Genomic DNA, 21,432 nt, shown 5'->3' with positions numbered 1-21,432 from the left:
GATGAAGGTCAAGCGGATAGTCGCCAATATCGGCACGCAAGACGTGGCTAAAGCCCGGCGCTTCTATCAGGACGTGCTGGGTCTGGACCTGCTGATGGACCACGGCTGGATTCAGACGTTTGGTTCCGATGTGAACATGAGCGTCCAGGTCAGCGTGGCGTCGGAAGGCGGGTCAGGCACGCCGGTGCCTGACCTGTCGATCGAAGTGGATGACGTGGACGCCGCCTTCAATCGTATGAAAGAAGCGGGTTTCCCGATTGAATACGGACCCGCCAATGAACCCTGGGGCGTTCGGCGTTTCTACGTCCGCGATCCGTTCGGCAAGCTCGTCAACGTGCTTGCACACACGTGAACTGACCGCCTGCGCGAAGGACCGCGGTTTTCAACGTCGGACCGTACAAGCTAATACCCTTGCGGCACATTCGATTTGTTCCCCGCCAGCGGCGAGCCATAACCACCGCTTTGCGTGTTATTGGGCAAACCGTTGATCAACTGCGCACGCGGATCGGTCGGATTCAGGTTCAGCTCGCCCGCTTGCTGATTGCCGTGCGTCGGATACTCGCTTCCAAGCGGCGCATTCGGCATCAATTTCGTGCTGTTAGCCGCTGCGTGCATGTCGTCGTTGGGGCTCAAACCCATGCTCGTGCCCATGCTTTGCGCATAGACAGCCTGAGCGGCGAACGACGTGGCGAGCACGGCGGCGGATATCCATAAAACGCGTTTCGACTTAACAATGAGGGTCATGACTGAACTCCCTGAGTGGGTGGGATTTTCGTGTCCTTGCCGCCTTATCGCGTTTATCAAGCACGCGTTTTTGTGGCGTCAAAACAGTGTCGAGAGAGCGTCTGAAGCGCGCGATTTCACGTCAATGTGCGGGTCGCGTCACTTGTTCGCTTTCTTCAGCTTAGCCTCGCGCCTGGGCCGCTCATCGACAATTTTTGCCCGGATCTTGTTCTTCAGCTTTTTCCATTGCCTGCATTCGTCCCTGGTCCGCAAGCAACCTGTACACAGTCCGGTTTTGCCATCGAATTCGCAGATATTGATACAGGGTGACTCCACAGCCATTACAAATCCGTTGCGCATGCGCGTTATTTCAGTCCCTCCAATCTCGCACGATGCATGCCGCGGACCTAAAACATAATCTGGATGGGGGCAATAGGCGCGCTACGCGAGGGCGTAATCTTTCAAACCGGAACGCAGCGATACCGAGTGCTAAGATTTGGAACACTTCGCTCGTCGCGCGCTGCCTGACTGACCGGCTTTTGCTTCCGACCATGCAAAACCCCCTGTTGTTTTCCACGCTGAACCAGCTTGAATTCGAGCGGGCCGTGCTCGGGCGCGTCGTTGCAGGCATGCCGCTGCGGGAGGTGCTCGAGCACGTGGTCCGGCGCGTGGAAAACCGCTCTGAACAGCCGCTGCGGGCTTCCGTGCTGCTTGTCGATGTCACGGGGAAGCGCCTTGTACACGGTGCCGCGCCGAGTTTGCCCGACGACTACAACCGCATTGTGGACGGCCTCGAATTCGGGCCGCTCATGGGGTCGTGCGGCGCGGCGGCGTTCCGGGGCGAGCCGGTGATTGTGGAGGATATCCAGACTGACCCGGTCTGGGCAGCTTTCCGCGATATCGCCCGCCGGTTCGACCTGCGCTCCTGCTGGTCCATGCCCATACGCGCTGCCGATGGCCGTCTGCTTGGCACCTTCGCCAACTACTACGCTGTGCCGAAAGCGCCGTCGCGCGAGGAGCTGGACGACATCGCGCAAGTGGCGAGCGTCACGGCGCTCGCCATTGAACGCCACGCGAGCGACCGGGCGCTGCGTGAAAGCGAGGAGCGTCTGCGCATTGCGCAGCAGGCGGGGGGGATCGGCACCTTCGAGATGTTTCCGCATAGCGGGCGCCTGGCGGTATCCGAAGAGCTGTGCTGGCAATGGGGTTTGACGCCGCGTCATGAGTACCATCTCGACGACCTGCTGGAACTCGTGCATCCCGATGACCGCGACCGCGTGCGCGCAGGCCATCTCCACACGCCGGCCGGCGCGCTCGATTATCTCGAGTACCGGATTCGCCGCCCGGACAACGGCGAGGAGCGCTGGATGGCGCGCCGTGGCGAAGCGATTGAAGACAGTGCGGGCGGCCTGCGTTATCTGGGCGTGACCTATGACATCACCGGGCACAAGCGCTTCGAAGAACGCCTGCGCGTGAGCGAAACGCAATTGCGGCGCCTGAACGATTCGCTGGCCGCCGAAGTCGACGCCCGCACCCGCGAGCGCAACAGCATCTGGCGCAACTCGCGCGACCTGTTCATTGTCGCGAGCAGCGCGGGCGTGCTGCGCGCCGTCAATCCCGCCTGGACCGACATTCTCGGTTTTCGCGAGGACGAACTGACCGGCAAGTCCTTCGCGGAAATCGTGCATCCCGACGACGTGGAAGCCACCGAAGCCGCGCTGCTGTCGGCGTCCCGGTCGGGACCGGTACGGTTTGAGAACCGCAACCGCCACAAGGACGGATCGTACCGGTGGGTATCGTGGGTCGCTGCACCCGAAGGCGACACGCTATACGGCAACGGCCGCGACGTCACCAGCGAAAAGGAAACTCAGCGGGCGCTTCAACAAACCGAGGAAGCATTGCGCCAGGCGCAGAAAATGGAGGCGCTCGGGCAACTGACGGGGGGAATTGCGCACGACTTCAACAATCTCCTGCAGGGCATCACGGGGCCGCTTGAACTGATTCGCCGATACACCCAGCTCGGCCGCACGAACGACATCGACCGGTTCATTTCAATGGCGACCGGTGCGGCCAACCGGGCGGCATCGCTCACCCACCGGCTGCTGGCGTTTTCGCGGCGCCAGCCGCTTGACCCTAAGCCGGTGAACGCGAACGAACTGTTGCATTCCATCGACGATCTGCTCAAACGCACGATGGGCGAGGCGATCGAGACACGCGTGGTGCCGAACCCGCATCTCTGGCTCACGCGCTGCGACACGAACCAGCTTGAAAACGCGCTGCTGAATTTTGCGATCAATGCGCGCGACGCCATGCCGGAAGGCGGCCGCCTGACCCTTGAAACCGACAACGTGGAACTCGGCCACGACTTTGCCGCGAGCCACCCCGATGTGACCCCGGGCTCTTACGTGGTGGTATCGGTGTCGGATACGGGCGCGGGCATGGCCGCTGACGTCAAGGCGCGCGCCTTCGATCCGTTCTATACGACCAAACCGCTGGGTCAGGGCACGGGGCTGGGGTTATCGATGGCTTACGGCTTTGCGAAACAGTCGGGCGGGATTGCAACAATCGATAGCGCGCCCCACGCCGGCACGACGATTCGGTTGTATCTGCCGCGCTTTTCCGGTGACGCCTGCGAGCAGGAAATCGCAAGCGAACTCAACGACGCGCATCGTGCGGCCGGACGGCACGCGATCCTGGTGGTGGAAGACGACGCGTCCGTGCGTGAACTCGTGTGCGAGATCCTGCGCGATCTGGATTACAAGGTGCTCGAAGCCTTCGATGGCCCATCCGGACTGGCTATCCTGAACTCGCATGCGAGAATTGATTTGCTGGTCACCGACGTCGGGCTGCCCGGGCTGAACGGCCGGCAACTGGCGGACGCCGCGCGGGCGACGCGGCCCAGGCTGAGGGTATTGTTCATGACGGGTTATGCCGAAGCGGCGACCCGGACGAATGGTTTCCTCGATACCGGCATGGAAATGATTACCAAGCCGTTCACGCTCGAATCCATGGCGAGCCGGATCCGCAGGATGGTCACGCTGGGCGCGCTGGACGACTGACCGTTATGGCATGGCCCATGCTCCCGTAAAGACTCACCTTGCTGCTCCTGTATTGACTCACCTTTCGATGCAAATGGCATGTCGCTTGCTGCGACTTCACAACATTCCTTCGATACCCGGGCTGCCGGACACCGGCTTGCGGCCATCGAGACCGAAAACGCATGCGCGCCATAATCCCGCTCAGGGTGGCGAGTGCGTTGTTGCCTGTCATCCTGCGCTGTTTCTTATGTCCTTACGCCGTTATCAATGAGAACGATGTCATGAATCCAGATCCCGTGCCCCGCCGGCCGTTAGCCGCGGTCTTGCCACCCGAAGCACCGGGGTTGCGGACGCTGACATCGCTGGTCATTGGTGTGGTCGTGATTTGCGCGCTGTATTTCGGCCGCGCGGTGCTGATTCCGATCATCCTTGCCATTTTGCTGAGCTTCCTCGTCGCGCCGTTTGTGGACTTGTTGCGGCGGCTGAAATTCGGGCAGGTGCCGTCGGTGATCGTGGCCGTGCTGACGGCGTTGGCGGTACTGACCGCCGTGGGTGCGCTGATCGGTGCGCAGGTGGCGCAACTGGCTGGTGACCTGCCGCAATATCAGGTCACGGTGGAGCGCAAGATCGACGCCGTGCAGCAGAAGACGATCGGCCGGGCGGACGAGTTTCTGGGCAAGGCCGCGGCGGCGCTCAAGCGTCTTTCGCCGAATCGTCAGGACGAGATTCGCAAGAGCGAAGAGAACCCCGCCGCCTCGCCCATTGATTCACCCATGCCGGTTGAAGTCCACGAACCGTCGCCGTCGCCCGTGGAGCTGGCGCAGCGGTTTTTATCGCCGGTGATCAGTCCGTTGGAAACCACCGGCATTGTGCTCGTGGTCGCCATCTTTATCCTGCTGCAGCGTGGCGATCTCCGCGACAGGCTGATCCGGCTTTTCGGTTCGCGCGATCTTCACCGGGCCACCACCGCCATGGACGAAGCCGCGCGCCGGCTGTCCCGCTATTTTCTCGCGCAGCTCGGCATCAACATGGGCGTGGGTGTTGTCATCTCGATCGGGCTGGCGATCATCGGCGTACCCGGCGCGTTGCTGTTCGGCGTGCTCACCGGCTTGCTGCGTTTCGTGCCGTACGTGGGCACCTGGATCGCGGCGCTGCTGGCCGTGGTGTTCGCTGCGGCAGTCGGACCCGGCTGGTCGATGATGATCTGGACCATGGTCCTGTTCGGTGTGACGGACGTGGTGGCGGGGCAGGTGGTCGAACCGCTCTTATACGGGCACAGCACGGGGCTTTCGCCGTTCGCGGTGATTGTCGCAGCGATTTTCTGGAGCTGGATCTGGGGACCGATCGGGTTGGTTCTGTCGACGCCGCTCACCTTGTGCCTGGTGATTCTCGGGCGGCATGTGGACCGGCTCGAATTCCTCGATGTGCTGTTCGGCGACCGTCCAGCGCTGACGCCGGCGGAGAATTTTTATCAGCGGCTGCTGGCCAACGATCCCGATGAAGCGCTCGTGCAGGCGGAGTCGCTGTTGAAGGAGCGTTCGCTCAGCGCGTATTACGACGAGGTCGCGCTGGAAGGTTTGCGAATCGCGCACAACGACGTGTTGCGCGGGGTGGTGACCACGGATCAGCTGAGACGCATCAACGAGTCGGCGATGGATATTGTCGAAGGGCTCGAGGAAGTAGAGGACGTGGTGATGGCGGTCAGGCAGGAAGAGGAGCCGCCGGCCAGCCTGGAGATGTCCGATCGCGAAGCCGGTGTGGTGCACGAAGCGCCGCCGTCTCACTTCGATGCCGCCCTCGAAGGCCACACGGCGTCCGTGCTGTGTATTGCCGGGCGTGGTGTGCTTGACGATCTGGCGGCGACTATCGCGGTGCAACTGTTCCGGAAGCACGGTTTGGGCGCGGATCTGGCGCCTTACGAGCGCTTTTCCCGCACGCGCTTTGACGACGTCGACCTGACGGGTGTGTCGCTGATCTGCGTGATTTCGTTCGATGCCGCCGAATCACCGCCATATTTGCGCAATTTGCTGCGGCGTCTGCATCAGCGGGCGGCCACGGCTGACTTGATCGTGGGGCTTGTGCTGCCGGACAGCACGCTGGAAGGCGAGGCTGTGATTCGCAAGACCTCGGCGGCTACGTCGTTCAAGGAGTTGGTCGAAGGGTGCGTGGCGGCAGCGCGGTGTCAGTCGACCGATGGCATTTCATGGGAGGGGCTGAATCCGCCGGACAAGCTTGTGTCGGGCGAGGCCGAAAGCGCCAGGAAGGAGCCCGTGGTGCCGGTGTTGCGGGGAGCTTGAGGGTTTCGTTCGCACCGTGGGGGGCGGCTGCTGGCCGGGCATCCCGGGTGCGAACGGATCAAATCCCGGATCGGTCTGGCGGTGGCCTGGTGTTGACTTGGTATTGGCCTGACCGTTGGCAGAATCCGGACTGCGCCCGCCCGGGCGCAAAACCCTTCTAGCGATTGCCGTCGAACAGGTCGTTCAACATGGTGTCGAACGCCGCTTGCGCTTCCTCCAGTTCCTGAAGCGCGGCGTCGAAGGTCTGCAATGCCATCTGTGACGGCCGGCCGTCACCCTTGGGCGGGAAGTGCCCCTGCAACGCCGTGAACGCGGTCTGTACCTGCCGCGTGGCATTGACAATGCGCTCCATCGCCTGCGCTTCTTCTGTTCGATTGTGTTCGGCCGTCATCGGAGTCTCCGTTCTACGAACCCCGATAGTACCAACGGTTGCCACAGGGGGCACGCCTCCCGCTCATCGCCAATCTCACTGCGACGTCCACCCGCCATCAATCTGCAGCGCTGCGCCGCGCATTTCGTCGGCGCCTTCCGAGCACAGGAACACCGCCAGCTTGCCGATCTGTTCCGGCGTGACGAATTGTTCCGACGGCTGTTTCTCTCCCAGCAACTTCGAGCGCGCGGCGTCCGGCGAAATGTTGTCGCGTGTGGCGATATCGTCGATCTGCTTTTGCACCAGCGGCGTCAGCACGAATCCCGGGCAGATCGCATTCACCGTCACGCCGGTGCGGGCGTTTTCAAGCGCAGCCACCTTCGTCAATCCGACAATGCCGTGCTTCGCCGCCACATAAGCCGATTTCCCCACCGATCCCACCAGCCCGTGCGCGGAAGCCACGTTGATCACGCGGCCCCAGCCGTTGTCGCGCATCTTCGGCAAGGCCACGCGCATGGTATGGAACGCCGAGCTCAGGTTGATTGCGATGATCGCGTTCCACTTGTCGACGGGGAACGTATCGATGGTTGCAACGTGCTGGATGCCCGCGTTGTTCACGAGCACATCAACGGAGCCGAATTGTTCGATGACGAAAGCGATCATCGCTTCGATCTCGGCGGACTTCGACATATCCGCGCCGTGATGCACAGCCTTCACGCCGTGCTGTTCAATTTGCGCGATGGCGCCCTGGATGACGGTGGCGTCGCCGAAGCCGTTCAACACGAGATTCGCCCCGGCTTGCGCAAGAGCGGTTGCGATTCCAAGGCCGATGCCGCTCGTCGATCCGGTGACGAGGGCGGTTTTGCCGGCGAGCGGTGCTGCTGCGGATGAGGTCATGCGGGGAGTCCTGTCGAAGACGAATGGGAAGGGGATTGCCGGGAAGTTTGCCAGATGCGGATGAGGGATGGCGGTTTGCATCGGCGGCTTTTAACAGGAAGCCGCCGATGCAAAACCAAAAACCAAAAACCAAAAACCTTAAACCAGCCCTGTCGTGTAATACACAGCGATCACGAAAAACACCGCCAGCGTCTTGATGATCGTCACGGCGAAAATGTCGCGATACGACTCGCGGTGCGTCAATCCGGTCACGGCAAGCAACGTGATCACCGCGCCGTTATGCGGCAGCGTGTCCATGCCGCCGCTTGCCATGGCGACCACGCGATGCAGCACTTCCAGCGGAATATGCGCCGCTTCCGCGCCTTTGATGAACGTGTCGGACATGGCCGCCAGCGCGATGCTCATGCCGCCCGACGCCGACCCCGTGATACCGGCCAGCGAACTCACCGAGACAGCCGCGTTCACGAGCGGATTCGGGATGCTCTTGAGCGCATCGCTGACCACGATAAACCCGGGCAATGCCGCAATCACGCCGCCGAAACCATACTCGGACGCGGTGTTCAATGAGGCAAGCAACGCACCGCCGACCGCCGCTTTTGTTCCCACCGCAAAGCGTTCGCGCACGCGTCCGAAAGCCGTCAGTACAACCATCAGGATGCCGAGCAGCAGCGCGCCCTCCACGGCCCAGATGGCGACGACCGATTTGATCGGCGTGACAACAGGTGCGTGAATGCCCGGCAGTACGTTGGCGGCCACCGAATAACTCTCGCCGTACCAGACCGGGATCAGCTTGGTCAGCACGAAGTTCGCGACGCCCACCAGCACCAGCGGCGCAACCGCGAGCAGCGGATTCGGCAAATGCGTGCTTTCCATGCGTTCCGGCTCGTTCACGAGCGACGTGCCGTAGCCTTCACCCGTCGCCATCACTGAACGGCGGCGCCATTCGAGGAACGTCAGCCCGACCACGACAATAAACAGCGAGCCGATGGTGCCGAGCCACGGCGCGGCCCAGCCGGTGGTCTTGAAGAAGGTCGTGGGAATGATGTTCTGGATCTGCGGCGTGCCCGGCAGCGAATCCATGGTGAACGAGAACGCGCCGAGTGCAATGGCGCCGGGCATCAGCCGCTTCGGGATATTGCTCTGCCGGTACATTTCGGCGGCGAACGGATAGACCGCGAACACGACCACGAACAGCGACACACCGCCATAGGTGAGCAACGCGCACACCGCGACGATCACCGCATTGACGCGTGTCTTGCCGATGTATCGAATGGCGGCGGCCACGATGGATTCGGAGAATCCCGACAATTCGACCACTTTGCCGAACACCGCGCCGAGCAGGAACACGGGGAAATACAGCTTCACGAAACCGACCATCTTCTCCATGAAGATGCCGGAGAACACCGGCGCGACGGCGGCGGGATCAGTCAGCAGCACGGCACCAAGGGCGGCGAGCGGTGCCACCAGGATCACGCTGTATCCGCGATACGCGGCCAGCATGAGAAACGCCAGGGCGGCGAGGACGATGATGAACGACATTAAGTCTCCGTTAGTTAGTTGTTGTGTGTCCCGGGTCAGGACAGCGCCCGCAATGAGATGCGCCGTCTATGCAGCAATCATGCCAAAGACCGGGAAGCGTTGCTCAGCAAGGACGTCAGGTTCCAGTGAGTCCCGTGCGCCTTGAATAATGTCTATCGATCGAGACAAGTCTGTGACGCAAAACTTGGCCGGACGGGCGGTCGCGTAATGTTTCACCCCGGTTTTACCCCGGTCTTGCTGTGTTTCCACGTTTCGAGATACCCTGTCTCCAGATAGAGAAAAACTGGATGAGACATGGAGATGGAGCAAGGGATAGCGATGCACAACGACTGGACGCACGTCCCCGTCGATTACAGCGACGTTTTGCGTCGCGCGATGGATTCGCTTTTCAAGACCTTCGAGAATTTCAGCGAAGGCACGTTTATCGTCGATAAAGACGCGCGGGTCGTCTGGATCAACAAACGCTATGCGGCGCGCTTCGGGTTTTCGGATCCGCAAGAAGCGATCGGCCGTGATTGCGAAGCGGTGATTCCGAACAGCCTGATGCGCGAGGTCGTGACAACGGGCAAGCCGATCCTGCTCGATCTGCTGGAAACGGATCACGAGCCGCTGGTCGTCACGCGCCTGCCGTTGAAGGACGATTTTGGCCACACGGTCGGTGCGATCGGTTTCGCGCTCTTCGACGAAATGAAGGCGCTCACACCGCTCTTTTCGCATTATTCGCGCGTGCAGCAGGAGCTCATCGCCACACGGCAATCGCTCGCGCAGGCGCGGCGCGCCAAATACACGTTCGCGAGTTTCGTGGGCACGAGCGCCGCGAGCCTCGATGTCAAACGCCAGGCCCGGCGCGCGGCGCAAGTTGATTCGCCCGTGCTGCTGTCCGGCGAGACGGGCACGGGCAAGGAATTGCTGGCGCACGCCATTCATGGCGCGTCGACGCGCGCCGCGCGGCCGCTCGTGACCGTGAATGTAGCGGCGATTCCCGACACCTTGCTCGAAGTCGAGTTTTTCGGCGCGGCGGCGGGCGCCTATACGGGAGCGGATCGTAAAGGCCGGGTGGGCAAGTTTGAACTGGCCGATGGCGGGACCCTGTTCCTCGATGAAATCGGCGACATGCCGCTCGTGCTGCAGGGCAAGTTGCTGCGCGTGTTGCAGGAGAAGGAGTTCGAGCCGCTGGGGTCGAACCGGATCGTGCGCACGGACGTGCGGATCATCGCGGCGACATCGGCGGATTTGCCGGCGCTGGTGGCCAGCGGCCGTTTCCGCGCGGACTTGTTTTATCGGCTGAACGTGCTGTCCATTCACGCGCCGCCGTTGCGCGAGCGGGCGGGGGATATCGAGGCGCTGGTGTACGCCATGCTCGAAGAGCTTTCCGCCGATGCCCGCCCGCGTCACGCCGGGCAGTTCGTGCTCCACGACGACGCTTTACGCCTGCTCTCCGCGTATTCGTGGCCCGGCAACGTGCGCGAGTTGCGCAATGTGCTGGAGCGCGCGGTGATGTTGTCGGACAGTGAACATATCGATGCCCGCGCGCTCGGCGCCTTCATGGGCGCAACGAGCCTGGCGCCGTCGCCGGAGTCCGCAGGCGTGGCTGAGGAAACCGGCGCGACATCCTACGCCGAGGCCATGGCGGGCTTCGAAAAGCGTTTCCTTTCCGACGCCCTGCGCGCAAGCGGCGGCCGCGTGGCCGAGGCGGCGCAGCGGATTGGCATTGGCCGGGCGACGATGTACAAGAAGATCGTTGCACTGGACATAGAAGTTTGAACCGTGAGCAAAAAACATGAGCAAAGACACGAACAAGACGGTGTTGTCCCGCGAGTACGAGGCGCTTGCCATCGACCAGTTGCAGCGCCTGGCGCAAGAACGTTTCGACGCGCGGCTCGGGCAGTTCGAGGCTAAGGAGTGGCTTGACGAGTTGTCGAAGATCATTGGCGCGCATTTCTACAACCAGGCGCTCGCCGACGTAAAAGCAAAAATCGATGCCCGGATGGAAATGATCGACAGCGACATCTGGGGGCTTCAAAAGTAGCGTGGGACTATGCGCGAAGGCACCGGGACAGCGCACGATCCACCGCCAGGGAGGCAAGCCGAAAGCTCCGCGTGGCATACTCGCGGAATCAATAAAAACAGCATTAAAAAGGGGTTCCGGATGAAGATTTCCAGCGTACGAGCATCACGTTTTCTGGCGCTGTTGCCGCTTGCGGCCGCGGTGTCGATGTTGTCTGCGTGCAGCAGCGCGCCGCCACTCTTTTCATCCGATGGCCGCCCGACCAACATGATCACATGCCCGACCAACGGCGGCTGGAGCAACTGCCAGGAAAACGCCCGCGCGTTGTGCTCGGGCAGTTACGACGTCCTCGATCAAAGCAGCGACAACGGCCAGAACAACCTGCTGATCGCCTGCAGGGCGAAGTAACGCCAAGCTTAGGTTCGAGCGAGGCTCTAACCCGGTGGCGGAGAATCCGGCACCGGGTGCGCGGGCAGGTTGAGGAGCAGGCGGATTAGGTCGACTTGCCGGTTCGTTGCCGTCTTCTGATAGATCGCCTGCAACTGTTTGCGCACGGTGTCGTGCTGCACGCCGGTCTTCCCGGCTATCTCCTTGGGCGTGCGCCCTTCCGCGATATGACAGGCCACCCGGCATTCCGCCGGCGTCAGGTCGAACGCGGTCGCGAGCAGATCCGCATCGACAAGAGGCGGCGAATCCGGGTGATAGAACGTGATCAGCGCGGCGTGGCCACGGTCTACCGCGACCGGGTGATAAAACACGTATAGCGCGTCCTGACTGGCGGATTCCCCGTCGTGCTCTTCCGTCAGCCGAAGCATCCGATACGCCTTCGTCTCGTCTTCCGCCGCACGGCATTCTTCCAGGATCCGGCTTTGCTGCGCGCCTTGCAGTTCAAGCAAGCCATCAATGACCTGAACCAGCCTGGTCCGCGTAAGCATTTGCGCGGCGGCGTCGTTGAAGTGGAGCACGGTCGCGTTCAGCGCGACGAGCATGGCGGGCTGACGCCATTCGTCGAGAAAGGGAACGCGGGAGACACGCCCGGACGTCGCGAAATAACCCGCGTCCTGAAGTTGTGCAGCGCGCGAAAGATGCGGCATCAGGCGATCGAGCCAAGGCGGTTCCGGCTGGGCAGTGGCGTCGCTGCCGGATTCAAACTCGCAGACCAGCGTGATCAGCAATTCGCCGGTTTCGAGAATATGCCGGCTTGAAACATGGCCCGGTGCGCTTATGTGTCCGAAATCAGCGCTTTTTTGATCCGATTCGAAGCGCGCAAACGATTCAATAGCATCGCGCGCTATTCCCGGAGGCTGATCTTCCGGGGCATTGAAATAATCCTTATTTTCTGGATATCCGAAACTTCCAGAAGGTAATTTAGCAAGCCGCTTATCACTTACGGTTATCCGGACTGCACGAGCGCCAATCAAGCCGGCGATTGCAGCGCATACAGCGTGCCACCCGCGAGGATGCGTAAGTGTTTCATATATTACATTGACAGCATGGTCATATTGGTTGCTTTCAGAAAGCATCCATTTTTCTCCTGTCTTTCTACTGTCACGCGGACAATTTTCCGATTCGAATCCCGGCTTATTGAATTTTTACTGTACCGCATTTGCGGAATATACAGCACCTTGCCTGTTCGGATAGTCTGCAGATGGTCCTTCCAGCGCTGGTACGGCTTGTTCATGCCGTGCGTTGCGCGAACCCAGAGCATCCAGCTTGCGACACCGGAAACGGTTATCTGTTCCGTGTGTTGCCTCGAACTCGTTCCATAAAAAGTAAAAATAACATCTACCTTGGAGTGGTGAATGAATCATCGGCAAATCGAAACGGATATTCTTCATCTGGAGCAGGTAATCGGCAGAATCTCCGCGGAAGATCGCATCCCATTGTCCTACTGGCGTAACCGCGTTGATTCCATAGCGTCCACCGCACTTGTCCCCGCACAACAATCGCGCATGCAGCGAATCAACGACCGGCTTGAGCAGCTTGAAGCCAGCATCGGATTGAGTTGTTCGCTGGCTTGAAGTTTGTGTAAGGATCAGAAGTATTGATTTCTCGTTTTGTGTCATGGAGTTACAAGCTGAGGTAAATATTCCCTTGGAGTCACATTTCCGGCATGCTTAAATGATGTGCCGAGAATATGTGTACAAAGAGAGATATTGAATGTCCGACGCGGGATTCAGCGCCACGCGCCTCGAGCGCACTCATACCGCGATGCAGCAGTTCGTCGAAGCCGGCGACGTTGCGGGCTGTGTCACCCTGGTCTGGAGGCACGGCGAAATCGCCCGGGTAGGCACGCTGGGATACCGTGACGGCGAAACGCTCGCGCCCATGACGCGCGACACGCTGTTTCGTATTGCTTCCATGACCAAGCCGATAACGAGCGTCGCCGCGTTGATGCTGGTGGAAGAAGGCCGCATCGCACTGGATGATCCCGTGTCGCGCTGGTTACCCGAACTGGCCCATCCCCAGGTCCTCACCGACCCCGCGGCGCCGCTCGACCGTACGGAACCCGCCCGCGCTCCCATCACGTTGCTCGATCTGCTCACGCACCGTGCCGGGTTCGCTTATCACTTCACCGCGTTTGGCGCGTTAGCCGACGCCTATGGCAACGTCTTCAACGGCGTCGATGCATCGGTGGACCCCGGTGCATGGCTCCAGCGTGTGGCCGAGCTGCCCTTGATGTTCCAGCCTGGCACGCGCTGGCACTATGGCATCTCCACCGACGTACTTGGCGCGTTGATCCAGCGCATCAGCGGGCAGTCACTCGACGCATTTTTCCGCACGCGTATCTTCGAACCGTTGGGTATGACGGACACAGGCTTTGTGGTGCCGCCCGAGAAACTCGGGCGCTTGTCCGTGGCCTACGCCGTCGATCCCGCCACGCGGCAACGCGTGGTGGAAGATCATCCGGCATTGAGCCGCTTTGCCAAACCCGAGCGCTTTCAAAGCGGCGGCGGTGGTCTTGTTTCCACTGCTGACGACTATCTTCGTTTCGTGCGCATGCTGCTTGGCCGAGGCCGTTTGCAAGGCGACGCCGATGAACGCGCGCGCGGTCCGCGTCTGCTGTCGCATCGATCGGTCGACCTGATGCGCACGAATTTCCTGTCGCGTGATCAGCGCCGCATTCCGGCGTTTGGCCAGATTGTGTGGGCAGGACAGGGGTTTGGTCTGGGCGTGGCGATCGTGGACGATCCAGCACAACAGCGCACACTGGGTTATCGTTCTGCCGGTTCATTTGGCTGGCCCGGCGCGCTCGGTACGAGCTGGTTTGCCGATCCGGTGGAAAACATGATCGGCATCATGCTGATCCAGCGACGTAGCGTGGAGCCCTTTCCAATGGCCGCTGTGTTCGAGCGCCATCTATATGACGCCATTGACGACTAAGCCACAAAAGTAAGAACCGATGGCCGGCGTTATCACGCCATGTCCAATTCGGGCGCATGCCGAACCCAGAGAACAGTTTATGGCTACCTACAAGCAACTGACCGCACAACTCGAAAAACTGCATAAGGAAGTTGCGATTGCACAGCAGAAGGAAATCGCGGCTGCAATAGAAGATATCAAGCGCAAGATCACCGAGTACGACCTGACTGCCGAAGAGTTGGGTTTTACAGCCAGACGCGCGAAGGCGGCCAGGAAGGCGCCGTTGCCGCCGAAGTATCGCAATCCGAAGACAGGTGAAACATGGAGCGGACGCGGACGTCCGCCTGGCTGGCTGACAGGGCGTAACAAGGATCGCTTTCTGATTGATGCTTGAGCACTTCTTTGCGCGTGAGCTTCGGACAAGCTTCACGTGTGACCGTATCAATGCAGCGTTTCGCGCAGCACCGTCACGTCGTAGCAGAGCTTGTGTGCGCGATTGATCAAGGCCGTGCGTTGCTCAGCCCGTGGCGACGGATCGTTTGAATTTCATGGTGGTCCCCGATGTGTTCAAGCGATACGCGTCGCTGTAAAAGCCAGCTTTACTCCGTCACACCGGGTCCCGCATAACCTCACCTATGGTACGTTGAGACTCTCGAAAAGCACAGGCAACAGGCACTTAAAGCTCACGCAGACCGGTATCAACTGTCTTAACAACAGGTCGCAACTCATTGATAGAGAACACTTTAACGTTGAGCGCAGAGCACAGCACAAGACTGGCTCACGGCTCTTCATGTGCTTTCTCAACAACGCGGGATCACCCTCCCGTATAACCTCACCTATAGCGTCACTCACTTCACGCTCAAGCGAGCGGAGCGTTGCGCCTGCTTCGCTTGTCGTGCAACCGATCGCAACGGAGATCTCAAAACGATGTACGGGATAAACCTTGAAAGCCTTATAAGTAAAGGCTCACAGCGGTATACCTCAAGCGCTTCGTGAAGCCCGCTCACGTCTCCAATCTAGTTAGCGATACTTGCAAATAGCCTTAAGCGTGAGTTTTTGTCTGGTCATGCAACTCACCTCGCGCAGCTCCCGAAATCGCTCACCTTTATAAACTTCGCGCGGCGACAAGCGGATTCAGCCGCTATGCTTCTGGCCTTTCTCACTTGGCTTTGCTGCTTATGTCGTTGCTGGTCTCGTCGCTTTTCACACCGCTTCTGAAAATCATTCTTCCGGTGTTTGCGTTGATCCTTGCGGGTTACGCTTGTCGCAAGACCAATCGGCTTGGGCCGAATGCGTCGTCGGAACTGAATCGATTCGTGGTCTATCTGGCGTTGCCCGCGCTGCTCTTCGACATCATGGCGACCACGCCATGGCACACGCTCGATCAGCCTGCGTTCATTGCCGCGTTCGGTCTGGGCGCGGGTGGGTCTTTCTGCTGACGGTGATGATTCGATTGAAACAATCACGTCATCTCGCCGATGCCAGCCTCGACGGTCTCAACGCCGCGTATCCGAATGCGGGGTTCATTGGCTTGCCGTTATGCCTGCTCGCCTTCGGTCAAGCGAGCCTCGCGCCGGCAGTGATTGCGATGATCCTGACGGTGTGCGTGCTGTTCGCCGTGGCTATCGTGCTGATCGAGCTGGGTCTGCAGACGGAGAAGAAGTTCGCCGCGACGCTGGGCAAAGTGGTCAGGTCGCTCATCAGCAATCCGTTGTTGTTCGCGCCATTCGCGGGCTGGCTATGCAGCGGAGCGGAGCTCACTATCCCGGGCGGCGCGGACACGTTTCTCAAATTGCTGGGCGCGGCGGCGAGTCCCTGCGCACTCGTCGCGCTTGGGTTTTTCCTTGGCGAGAAATCAAAAGGCGGCTCGGCGAAAATCACCACGATGCTGGTTGCAGCCAAGCTCGTTGCGCAGCCGTTGCTGACCTGGTGGCTGGCGTTTCATGTGTTTGCGCTGCCGGCCCTGTGGGCGAAGACCGCCGTCATACTCAGTGCGTTGCCCACGGGCACGGGGCCGTTCATGCTGGCGGAGTTTTATAAACGCGAAGCCGAGGTGACGTCCAGCACCATTCTGTTTTCCACGGTCATCTCGCTGGTCACGGTCACGGTTTGTCTCGCCGGCATGAGCTGATAGCGGACATCAAAAGACCCGGTTCCGACGAGGCGGGGGCTGTCATGACGTCGCCGTTTAATGTTCAATATAAAAAACATAAAATCAAATTTACTCTTTTGTGTTCCTTATACTGAACATTAACCGATACAGCGATAATGTTTCGTATAGAATACGTTAAGGCTTAAATTGAAGTTAATGTAAGGTATATTGAACATGAACCTTGCCGAATTGGGCGAAGCTTTCAAGCGGGCGAGAATCGACGCGAATTTGACCCAGGAGGAGGTCGCGCAGCGCAGCGGTGTCCAGCGTGCGCGCATCAGCCTTTTTGAGACGGGTGCGTTGGCCGAGCTGGGTGCGGTCAAGGTGCTAAGCCTGTTCAATGCCGTCGGACTCGAGATGTTCGTGCGGCCGGCTGGTCATCGGCGCACGCTTGATGACGTACTGAGCGAGCCGGACGAAGATCGTGCCCCTATCTCGCGGAAGCGGGTACGGCTCGGCGCTAGCCAGCGCCTCATGAAATCCGGTATTAAAAAGGCCTCCGAATGAGCGGACCGATCCTTGACATCTACGTCGCTTCGAACCTCGTGGGGACCCTGGCAGAAGAAGCCGGCAGTGGTGTGTTCACCTACCTGCCTGACGTCCCGGCGGAGCGCCTCGTCTCGCTTCTGATGCCCGTTCGTGCCGAATCCTATGTCTGGAAAAAGGGACTTCATCCGTTTTTTCAGATGAACCTGCCCGAGGGCTACAAAAAAGACCGCATCCGCGAGACGCTGGGTCCCCATGCGGATGTGACCGATATGGGCCTGCTTGCACTGACGGGGGCGAACAGTATTGGGCGGGTTCAGGTGGTGCCGCGCGGCACCTCGCCTGGAATGACCGGCGGCAATGTGAAGATGTCGGATCTGCTCGCGTCCGCTGACTCACGCGGGAACCTCCTGCAACTTCTGGATGAGGGAGTCACGCAGGGCATTTCGGGAGTGATGCCGAAGGCGCTGTCGAAGCCCGGCGAGAAGGCGACCGTGTGGACAGAAGAATTTATCCTGAAGACGGGCTTCGACGATATCCCATGGTTATCCGTCAACGAATACCTCTGTCTCGAAGTCGCGCGCCAAGCCGGACTCGAGGTTCCGGAAACGCGGCTCTCGGATGACGGACAGGTTCTTGCCATAGGCCGGTTCGACCGCACGAAAGACGGGAAATGGTTGGCTGTCGAAGACTATTGCGCGTTGAAGGGGTTGGATCCTGTCGAGAAGTATCGTAAGGGGACCCTTGAAGACTTGGCTAAACTGACACAGGAATTCAGCTCTGGCGACAACGTCAAGGAAAACGCCCGCAAGCTCTTCATGCTGCATCTCTTGAACATTGCGCTGAGAAATTCTGACGCACACCTGAAGAATTTCGCGGTGACGTATACCAGCGCAGAGGATGTCCGCCTGGCGCCCGCCTATGACATCGTCACGGTGACGGTCTATCCGCGATACAAGACGAACCTGCCCGCGCTGCCGCTGTACGGCAAGCGTGTATGGGCATCGGGCAAAGCGCTTGTACGGTACGGGGGCGCGTGGCTCGGCCTGACTACGACCGACATGACCGATAGCGTGGAACGCGTCACAGCGGCAGTGCAGGGTGTACTGCCTCTTGTACGAGAATGTGCCGACCGTTTCCCCGGTTTTCAGGAAGTGGCCAAACGAATGCTTGATGTGTGGGCGCACGGTCTTGAAGACATCAAGGCTGACGCCAAACCCGGCAAGAGTGAGCCTGCGCCCCTGCGTGAGCAGGCAGGGCTGTCAGACCCGAACGGGTTGGAACGCCGCAAGGAAACCAATCCCTACGCGGACCCGGATGGGGCTTTCTCGCACAAGGCACGTTAGACGTGTAAACGGCTCTGGCCCCTAGGTGAAACCGCCGACGATCTGAGCGAATTTCGACGGACAACGCGTCGCATCGGCAATCGAATCTGCCGAGTTGCTCTGTCGTCCTCTCGCTAACTTCCAGGCTGCCCTTATTGCGTACTCACGCGCGTGCCGTTCGCTTGCGCCACGGCTGCATCCGTACCCGACATCACGTGTTCAGCCCGTGCCGTTTGGTACGGCAACAACTGCGGATAACTTTCCGTATGGATCGCGTCGAGCTCACCGCTCTTTTGCGCCGCGATCAGTTCAGCCTTCACCTCGGCCCGCGTTCTCGGCGCATAGGCGTTGTGCTGGACGGTGTCAGTGGATTGAGCAAAGACGGGTGCCGATGTGACCAACACAGCGACAAACAAACTACCGATAAGCGCGCGTTTCACGATGATCCCCTGACTGGTTGGAGACGGCGCGTTTCACGCCATCGACGTGAATCAGTCTATTCACATCGCTATCGATGACCAATGTCGATTGCCAAAACATATTGTTGTGGTTGGCGCATGAATGTGGAGTTTCATGTCGCGACGCGAAGGGAATCGCCGGGGTTTCCCATTTTCATAAGCCGCACAGCCCTTCAATCATTGCGGTTCCCGTAAAGATCAATTCCTTACACCGCCATTTTTCTGCATTCGCTTAATCGATATTCTCGGTTCATCGATCCAGTTCGATCGCTCCCAACTTACCGAGGTGTCTCATGAAACGCATGCTTTCCATCTTCGCCGCCGTCGCTCTGTTAGCCATGGCGGGCGCTGCCAACGCTGCCGACAATGCCAATTCGCAGTCGTCGTCATGCCAAGGCCCGCCGTCACAATGCAATGTGTTTTTCGGTCATTGATTTTTGGCCAGCACCGGCGAAAAGCCGGCGAAAAAGACGCTCTTGCCCGCGTTCGCCACGCACCTAGCCTTAGTCCGCCAAGCATGTGGCGGTTTAGTGCGAATTATTAAACATCTGCAAAGTTGTCCACAATTTCTGTGGACAACTTTGTGGAAATCATCTCGAAAATGGCTTGGAATGGGCCTGTCGCCCGGGGTCTGATTGAAACGCCCAACGTGAAGCAGGATGCGGTGAAAAACGTACGCTGCCCGACGCGGTCCAAGCGTCAATCCGCCCTATCTCGGATAGCGTCGGCGTTGGTCGAACGCCTATGATGGGCGGCGGGTACGCGCCCTGTGCGTCACATCCGTGAATGCCCTTTACCCCTCCGCTCCATTCAGTCACCGGGACAAGCCATGACCTACAAGATTGCGGTTGTTGTCGGCAGCATTCGCCGAGATTCATTCAACAAGCAGCTTGCGCACGCGGTAACGTCGCTTGCGCCACCGGATTTTTCGTTCGAGTTCCTGGATATCGCAGGCTTGCCGCTCTATAGCCAGGACTACGACAGCGACTTTCCCGAAGTCGCGCGAATCTTCAAGCAGAAGATAGCGGCGGCGGATGGCTTGCTGTTCGTGACGGCCGAATACAACCGCTCGATCCCGGGCGTGCTGAAAAATGCGCTGGACTGGGGTTCGCGTCCCTGGGGTCATAGCGTGTGGGGCAACAAGCCCGGCGCGGTGCTCGGCACGTCGCCGGGTGCGACCGGCACGGCGCTCGCGCAGGCGCATTTGCGAAATGTGCTCGCTTACCTCGATGTGCCGCTCATGAGTCACCCGGAGATGTTCGTCAAGCACGACATAAACCGTATTGATGCCAGCGGTACGATCGTGAGCGAAGACACACGCAAGTTCCTGCAGAACTTCGTCGATAAATACGTCGCGTGGGTTCAGCGCCTTGCGACGGTTTGAGCTGTAAAGCCCATACGCAAAATGCCAACGGCCCGCTTTAGCGGGCCGTTGGCATTTCAACGCGTTGAACAGCGCCGGTTACAGGTGATGGTGATGCCCCGTCACGCGCTCCCAGCCATGACGCACCGCGACCTTGAAGCGCTCCCAGGTATGCGCGCCGCCTGAGCTACGGCCTTCCCAGTCGTGCCGCAGCTCGTTTTCCATCGTATCGTCCCAGTTGCGGCGGTTGTAACGTTCGTCGCCGGCGGCTGTGACGCCGTATCGATACGCTTCCTCATACTCTTCATAGCTCGCGCCCGTTGCCGCGTACTTTGATTCGTAGTCCGAGCGGAATTCGTCTTCGTACTCCATGTATTCGTCCGGCATCGCGCTTCGCGCTGCCGCATGTGTTCCAAGGGCCGAATCGCCGGTCTGGCTCAGCGTACCCGGAACGGGCGAGCCCATCGTGCCCATCGCGCTCGTGCCGCCCGCAGCAGTTACTCGCGACGATGTTTCGGTTTCATCCAACGGGTCGAGCGGATCGACGGGGCGCCAGCCTTGCGTCGACGCGGCGCCGCTCAGCGGCTCGCCGGCAGCCGGACGAGCCGGAGGCATGCTCTGAGCAGGATTCGGTGCCTCCGCGTCGCCGAGCAGCGGTTCATCCAATGACGTTGCAGTACAGGACGCCGAGCGCCGCACCGGTTTGTCCGTGTCTTGCCGGACGGTGCCGCTGGTCATCGGATCGCCGCCCGTTGCCCGATACGACGAATCGCTGCCGCCGGCGAACACATCGCGGGCAACCGGGCTGATCGGGTCAAGCGGCTCGACAGCCGGATCGTCACGATCCGCATGCGGATACGCGCGTGCCCGGTTGGCGTCGGCGCGTGCAGCGTCAAGCGGATCCGCCGCCGGATTCACCGGCGTGCGTCCCGGCACGGCGCTGCCCGAGCCGAGGCCGAGTTCGTCGAGCAAGGAGTGATCGCGGTCATCGCCTGCGGCCGTTCTCGTGGCTCCGTGGCTTAGCGTGCCCCAGCTTGCCGCCCGTTCGTCGATATCAATCGCACCTTGTTCAGCCAGCGTCTGGCGCGCTGCGTCGGCGCGCGCTTCGGTGGCGGTATCGACGGCCACCAGCACTCCGCCGCGCCGCACGGCTTCGGAGTAATGCGCCACTTCGGGCGGTTGCTCCCGGCCCCTGAACAGCATCGAAAAGAAGCGTTCGATATTCGCCAGCACGCCGCCGGTTTCAGGTGGCTGGCCCGCGTCGGGCGACAGCGCAGGGTCATCGGGCGAAGAAGCGGCGGGCGCAGCCTGGAGTTCAATGTCAGAACGAGCGAAACCGGACGCAACAAGTGCGCTGCGCGCCACTTCTGCCTGGTCGTAGGTATCGAAGATACCAATAACGGTATGTCGCAT

General features: G+C 60.2%; 21 protein-coding genes and 1 pseudogene. 13 read left to right on the top strand and 9 right to left on the bottom strand.

Annotated elements, in window-relative coordinates:
- The first annotated feature begins 1 nt into the window (after nucleotide 1).
- Nucleotides 2–352: a VOC family protein gene (locus tag ABH944_RS25515; protein WP_404610092.1), complete on the top strand. Its 351-nt coding sequence runs from the start codon at nucleotides 2–4 to the stop codon at nucleotides 350–352.
- 50 nt (nucleotides 353–402) lie between these two features.
- Here ABH944_RS25515 and ABH944_RS25510 read toward each other — a convergent pair whose 3' ends face one another.
- A complete protein-coding gene (locus tag ABH944_RS25510; protein ID WP_404610093.1) occupies nucleotides 403–744 on the bottom strand; it encodes a hypothetical protein in 342 nt (113 codons plus the stop codon).
- Between the two features lie 138 nt (nucleotides 745–882).
- Nucleotides 883–1,065: a DUF1289 domain-containing protein gene (locus ABH944_RS25505; RefSeq protein ID WP_404610094.1), complete on the bottom strand. Its 183-nt coding sequence runs from the start codon at nucleotides 1,063–1,065 to the stop codon at nucleotides 883–885.
- 209 nt (nucleotides 1,066–1,274) lie between these two features.
- On the opposite strand from ABH944_RS25505, the gene ABH944_RS25500 reads away from it, so the two are divergent.
- Nucleotides 1,275–3,782 carry a PAS domain-containing protein gene (locus tag ABH944_RS25500; protein WP_404610095.1) on the top strand — a complete coding sequence of 836 codons (2,508 nt, stop codon included), beginning with the start codon at nucleotides 1,275–1,277 and terminating at the stop codon, nucleotides 3,780–3,782.
- Between the two features lie 260 nt (nucleotides 3,783–4,042).
- Nucleotides 4,043–6,058: an AI-2E family transporter gene (locus ABH944_RS25495; RefSeq protein ID WP_404610096.1), complete on the top strand. Its 2,016-nt coding sequence runs from the start codon at nucleotides 4,043–4,045 to the stop codon at nucleotides 6,056–6,058.
- A gap of 157 nt (nucleotides 6,059–6,215) precedes the next feature.
- On the opposite strand, the gene ABH944_RS25490 is transcribed toward ABH944_RS25495, so the two are convergent.
- From ABH944_RS25490 to ABH944_RS25480, 3 genes are all read right to left on the bottom strand, one after another.
- Nucleotides 6,216–6,449 (bottom strand): hypothetical protein, encoded by a 234-nt coding sequence (locus ABH944_RS25490; protein WP_062085319.1) that lies wholly within the window; start codon nucleotides 6,447–6,449, stop codon nucleotides 6,216–6,218.
- A 75-nt stretch (nucleotides 6,450–6,524) separates the two neighbouring features.
- Nucleotides 6,525–7,325 (bottom strand): 3-hydroxybutyrate dehydrogenase, encoded by an 801-nt coding sequence (locus tag ABH944_RS25485; RefSeq protein ID WP_404610097.1) that lies wholly within the window; start codon nucleotides 7,323–7,325, stop codon nucleotides 6,525–6,527.
- A 138-nt stretch (nucleotides 7,326–7,463) separates the two neighbouring features.
- Nucleotides 7,464–8,864: a GntP family permease gene (locus ABH944_RS25480; RefSeq protein ID WP_404610098.1), complete on the bottom strand. Its 1,401-nt coding sequence runs from the start codon at nucleotides 8,862–8,864 to the stop codon at nucleotides 7,464–7,466.
- 318 nt (nucleotides 8,865–9,182) lie between these two features.
- Between ABH944_RS25480 and ABH944_RS25475 the strand changes: the two genes are divergently transcribed.
- From ABH944_RS25475 to ABH944_RS25465, 3 genes are all read left to right on the top strand, one after another.
- Entirely contained in the window at nucleotides 9,183–10,628 is a 1,446-nt protein-coding gene (locus ABH944_RS25475; protein ID WP_404610176.1) for a sigma-54 interaction domain-containing protein, read from the top strand.
- A gap of 16 nt (nucleotides 10,629–10,644) precedes the next feature.
- Nucleotides 10,645–10,893 carry a DUF2164 family protein gene (locus ABH944_RS25470; RefSeq protein WP_404610099.1) on the top strand — a complete coding sequence of 83 codons (249 nt, stop codon included), beginning with the start codon at nucleotides 10,645–10,647 and terminating at the stop codon, nucleotides 10,891–10,893.
- A 120-nt stretch (nucleotides 10,894–11,013) separates the two neighbouring features.
- On the top strand, nucleotides 11,014–11,280 hold the full coding sequence (locus ABH944_RS25465) for a hypothetical protein (protein ID WP_404610100.1): 267 nt from the start codon (nucleotides 11,014–11,016) through the stop codon (nucleotides 11,278–11,280).
- A 26-nt stretch (nucleotides 11,281–11,306) separates the two neighbouring features.
- On the opposite strand, the gene ABH944_RS25460 is transcribed toward ABH944_RS25465, so the two are convergent.
- The gene (locus ABH944_RS25460; RefSeq protein WP_404610101.1) at nucleotides 11,307–12,047 is read right to left on the bottom strand and encodes a helix-turn-helix transcriptional regulator; all 741 of its coding nucleotides are present in this window, start codon (nucleotides 12,045–12,047) and stop codon (nucleotides 11,307–11,309) included.
- Nucleotides 12,048–12,464: 417 nt separating this feature from the next.
- Nucleotides 12,465–12,938, bottom strand: a complete 474-nt coding sequence (locus ABH944_RS25455; RefSeq protein ID WP_404610102.1) for a hypothetical protein — start codon at nucleotides 12,936–12,938, stop codon at nucleotides 12,465–12,467.
- A gap of 94 nt (nucleotides 12,939–13,032) precedes the next feature.
- On the opposite strand from ABH944_RS25455, the gene ABH944_RS25450 reads away from it, so the two are divergent.
- The 5 genes and pseudogenes from ABH944_RS25450 (at nucleotide 13,033) to ABH944_RS25430 (ending at nucleotide 18,219) form a co-directional block, all read left to right on the top strand.
- Nucleotides 13,033–14,256, top strand: coding sequence for a serine hydrolase domain-containing protein (locus ABH944_RS25450; protein WP_404610103.1), 1,224 nt, complete (start codon nucleotides 13,033–13,035; stop codon nucleotides 14,254–14,256).
- 79 nt (nucleotides 14,257–14,335) lie between these two features.
- Nucleotides 14,336–14,629, top strand: a complete 294-nt coding sequence (locus tag ABH944_RS25445; RefSeq protein ID WP_404610104.1) for an H-NS histone family protein — start codon at nucleotides 14,336–14,338, stop codon at nucleotides 14,627–14,629.
- A 784-nt stretch (nucleotides 14,630–15,413) separates the two neighbouring features.
- Nucleotides 15,414–16,366: pseudogene (locus tag ABH944_RS25440) on the top strand (AEC family transporter).
- 195 nt (nucleotides 16,367–16,561) lie between these two features.
- Nucleotides 16,562–16,894, top strand: coding sequence for a helix-turn-helix transcriptional regulator (locus tag ABH944_RS25435; RefSeq protein WP_404610105.1), 333 nt, complete (start codon nucleotides 16,562–16,564; stop codon nucleotides 16,892–16,894).
- Nucleotides 16,891–18,219: a type II toxin-antitoxin system HipA family toxin gene (locus ABH944_RS25430; protein WP_404610106.1), complete on the top strand. Its 1,329-nt coding sequence runs from the start codon at nucleotides 16,891–16,893 to the stop codon at nucleotides 18,217–18,219. Before ABH944_RS25435 ends, ABH944_RS25430 begins: the two co-directional genes overlap by 4 nt.
- Before the next feature lie 131 nt (nucleotides 18,220–18,350).
- Here ABH944_RS25430 and ABH944_RS25425 read toward each other — a convergent pair whose 3' ends face one another.
- A complete protein-coding gene (locus ABH944_RS25425; RefSeq protein ID WP_404610107.1) occupies nucleotides 18,351–18,638 on the bottom strand; it encodes a DUF4148 domain-containing protein in 288 nt (95 codons plus the stop codon).
- Nucleotides 18,639–18,949: 311 nt separating this feature from the next.
- Between ABH944_RS25425 and ABH944_RS25420 the strand changes: the two genes are divergently transcribed.
- Both ABH944_RS25420 and ABH944_RS25415 read left to right on the top strand, forming a co-directional pair.
- A complete protein-coding gene (locus ABH944_RS25420; protein ID WP_404610108.1) occupies nucleotides 18,950–19,090 on the top strand; it encodes a hypothetical protein in 141 nt (46 codons plus the stop codon).
- Between the two features lie 395 nt (nucleotides 19,091–19,485).
- Nucleotides 19,486–20,040, top strand: a complete 555-nt coding sequence (locus ABH944_RS25415; protein WP_404610109.1) for an NADPH-dependent FMN reductase — start codon at nucleotides 19,486–19,488, stop codon at nucleotides 20,038–20,040.
- Nucleotides 20,041–20,118: 78 nt separating this feature from the next.
- Here the strand turns inward: ABH944_RS25415 and ABH944_RS25410 are convergent, their stop codons facing one another.
- A complete protein-coding gene (locus ABH944_RS25410) occupies nucleotides 20,119–21,432 on the bottom strand; it encodes a hypothetical protein (RefSeq protein WP_404610110.1) in 1,314 nt (437 codons plus the stop codon).

The sequence above is a fragment of the Caballeronia udeis genome (genome assembly GCF_044909315.1).
GTDB lineage: Bacteria > Pseudomonadota > Gammaproteobacteria > Burkholderiales > Burkholderiaceae > Caballeronia > Caballeronia udeis_A.
This window is presented reverse-complemented; position numbering and strand designations above follow the sequence as displayed.

Coding starts and splice junctions, on each gene's coding strand:
- ABH944_RS25480 (WP_404610098.1), bottom strand. CDS start 8,864: ATGTCGTTCATCATCGTCCTCGCCGCCCTGGCGTTTCTCATGCTGGCC.
- ABH944_RS25515 (WP_404610092.1), top strand. CDS start 2: ATGAAGGTCAAGCGGATAGTCGCCAATATCGGCACGCAAGACGTGGCT.
- ABH944_RS25475 (WP_404610176.1), top strand. CDS start 9,183: ATGCACAACGACTGGACGCACGTCCCCGTCGATTACAGCGACGTTTTG.
- ABH944_RS25410 (WP_404610110.1), bottom strand. CDS start 21,432: ATGCGACATACCGTTATTGGTATCTTCGATACCTACGACCAGGCAGAA.
- ABH944_RS25445 (WP_404610104.1), top strand. CDS start 14,336: ATGGCTACCTACAAGCAACTGACCGCACAACTCGAAAAACTGCATAAG.
- ABH944_RS25430 (WP_404610106.1), top strand. CDS start 16,891: ATGAGCGGACCGATCCTTGACATCTACGTCGCTTCGAACCTCGTGGGG.
- ABH944_RS25490 (WP_062085319.1), bottom strand. CDS start 6,449: ATGACGGCCGAACACAATCGAACAGAAGAAGCGCAGGCGATGGAGCGC.
- ABH944_RS25495 (WP_404610096.1), top strand. CDS start 4,043: ATGAATCCAGATCCCGTGCCCCGCCGGCCGTTAGCCGCGGTCTTGCCA.
- ABH944_RS25505 (WP_404610094.1), bottom strand. CDS start 1,065: ATGGCTGTGGAGTCACCCTGTATCAATATCTGCGAATTCGATGGCAAA.
- ABH944_RS25500 (WP_404610095.1), top strand. CDS start 1,275: ATGCAAAACCCCCTGTTGTTTTCCACGCTGAACCAGCTTGAATTCGAG.
- ABH944_RS25465 (WP_404610100.1), top strand. CDS start 11,014: ATGAAGATTTCCAGCGTACGAGCATCACGTTTTCTGGCGCTGTTGCCG.
- ABH944_RS25485 (WP_404610097.1), bottom strand. CDS start 7,325: ATGACCTCATCCGCAGCAGCACCGCTCGCCGGCAAAACCGCCCTCGTC.
- ABH944_RS25450 (WP_404610103.1), top strand. CDS start 13,033: ATGTCCGACGCGGGATTCAGCGCCACGCGCCTCGAGCGCACTCATACC.
- ABH944_RS25415 (WP_404610109.1), top strand. CDS start 19,486: ATGACCTACAAGATTGCGGTTGTTGTCGGCAGCATTCGCCGAGATTCA.
- ABH944_RS25510 (WP_404610093.1), bottom strand. CDS start 744: ATGACCCTCATTGTTAAGTCGAAACGCGTTTTATGGATATCCGCCGCC.
- ABH944_RS25435 (WP_404610105.1), top strand. CDS start 16,562: ATGAACCTTGCCGAATTGGGCGAAGCTTTCAAGCGGGCGAGAATCGAC.
- ABH944_RS25455 (WP_404610102.1), bottom strand. CDS start 12,938: ATGACACAAAACGAGAAATCAATACTTCTGATCCTTACACAAACTTCA.
- ABH944_RS25420 (WP_404610108.1), top strand. CDS start 18,950: ATGAAACGCATGCTTTCCATCTTCGCCGCCGTCGCTCTGTTAGCCATG.
- ABH944_RS25470 (WP_404610099.1), top strand. CDS start 10,645: ATGAGCAAAGACACGAACAAGACGGTGTTGTCCCGCGAGTACGAGGCG.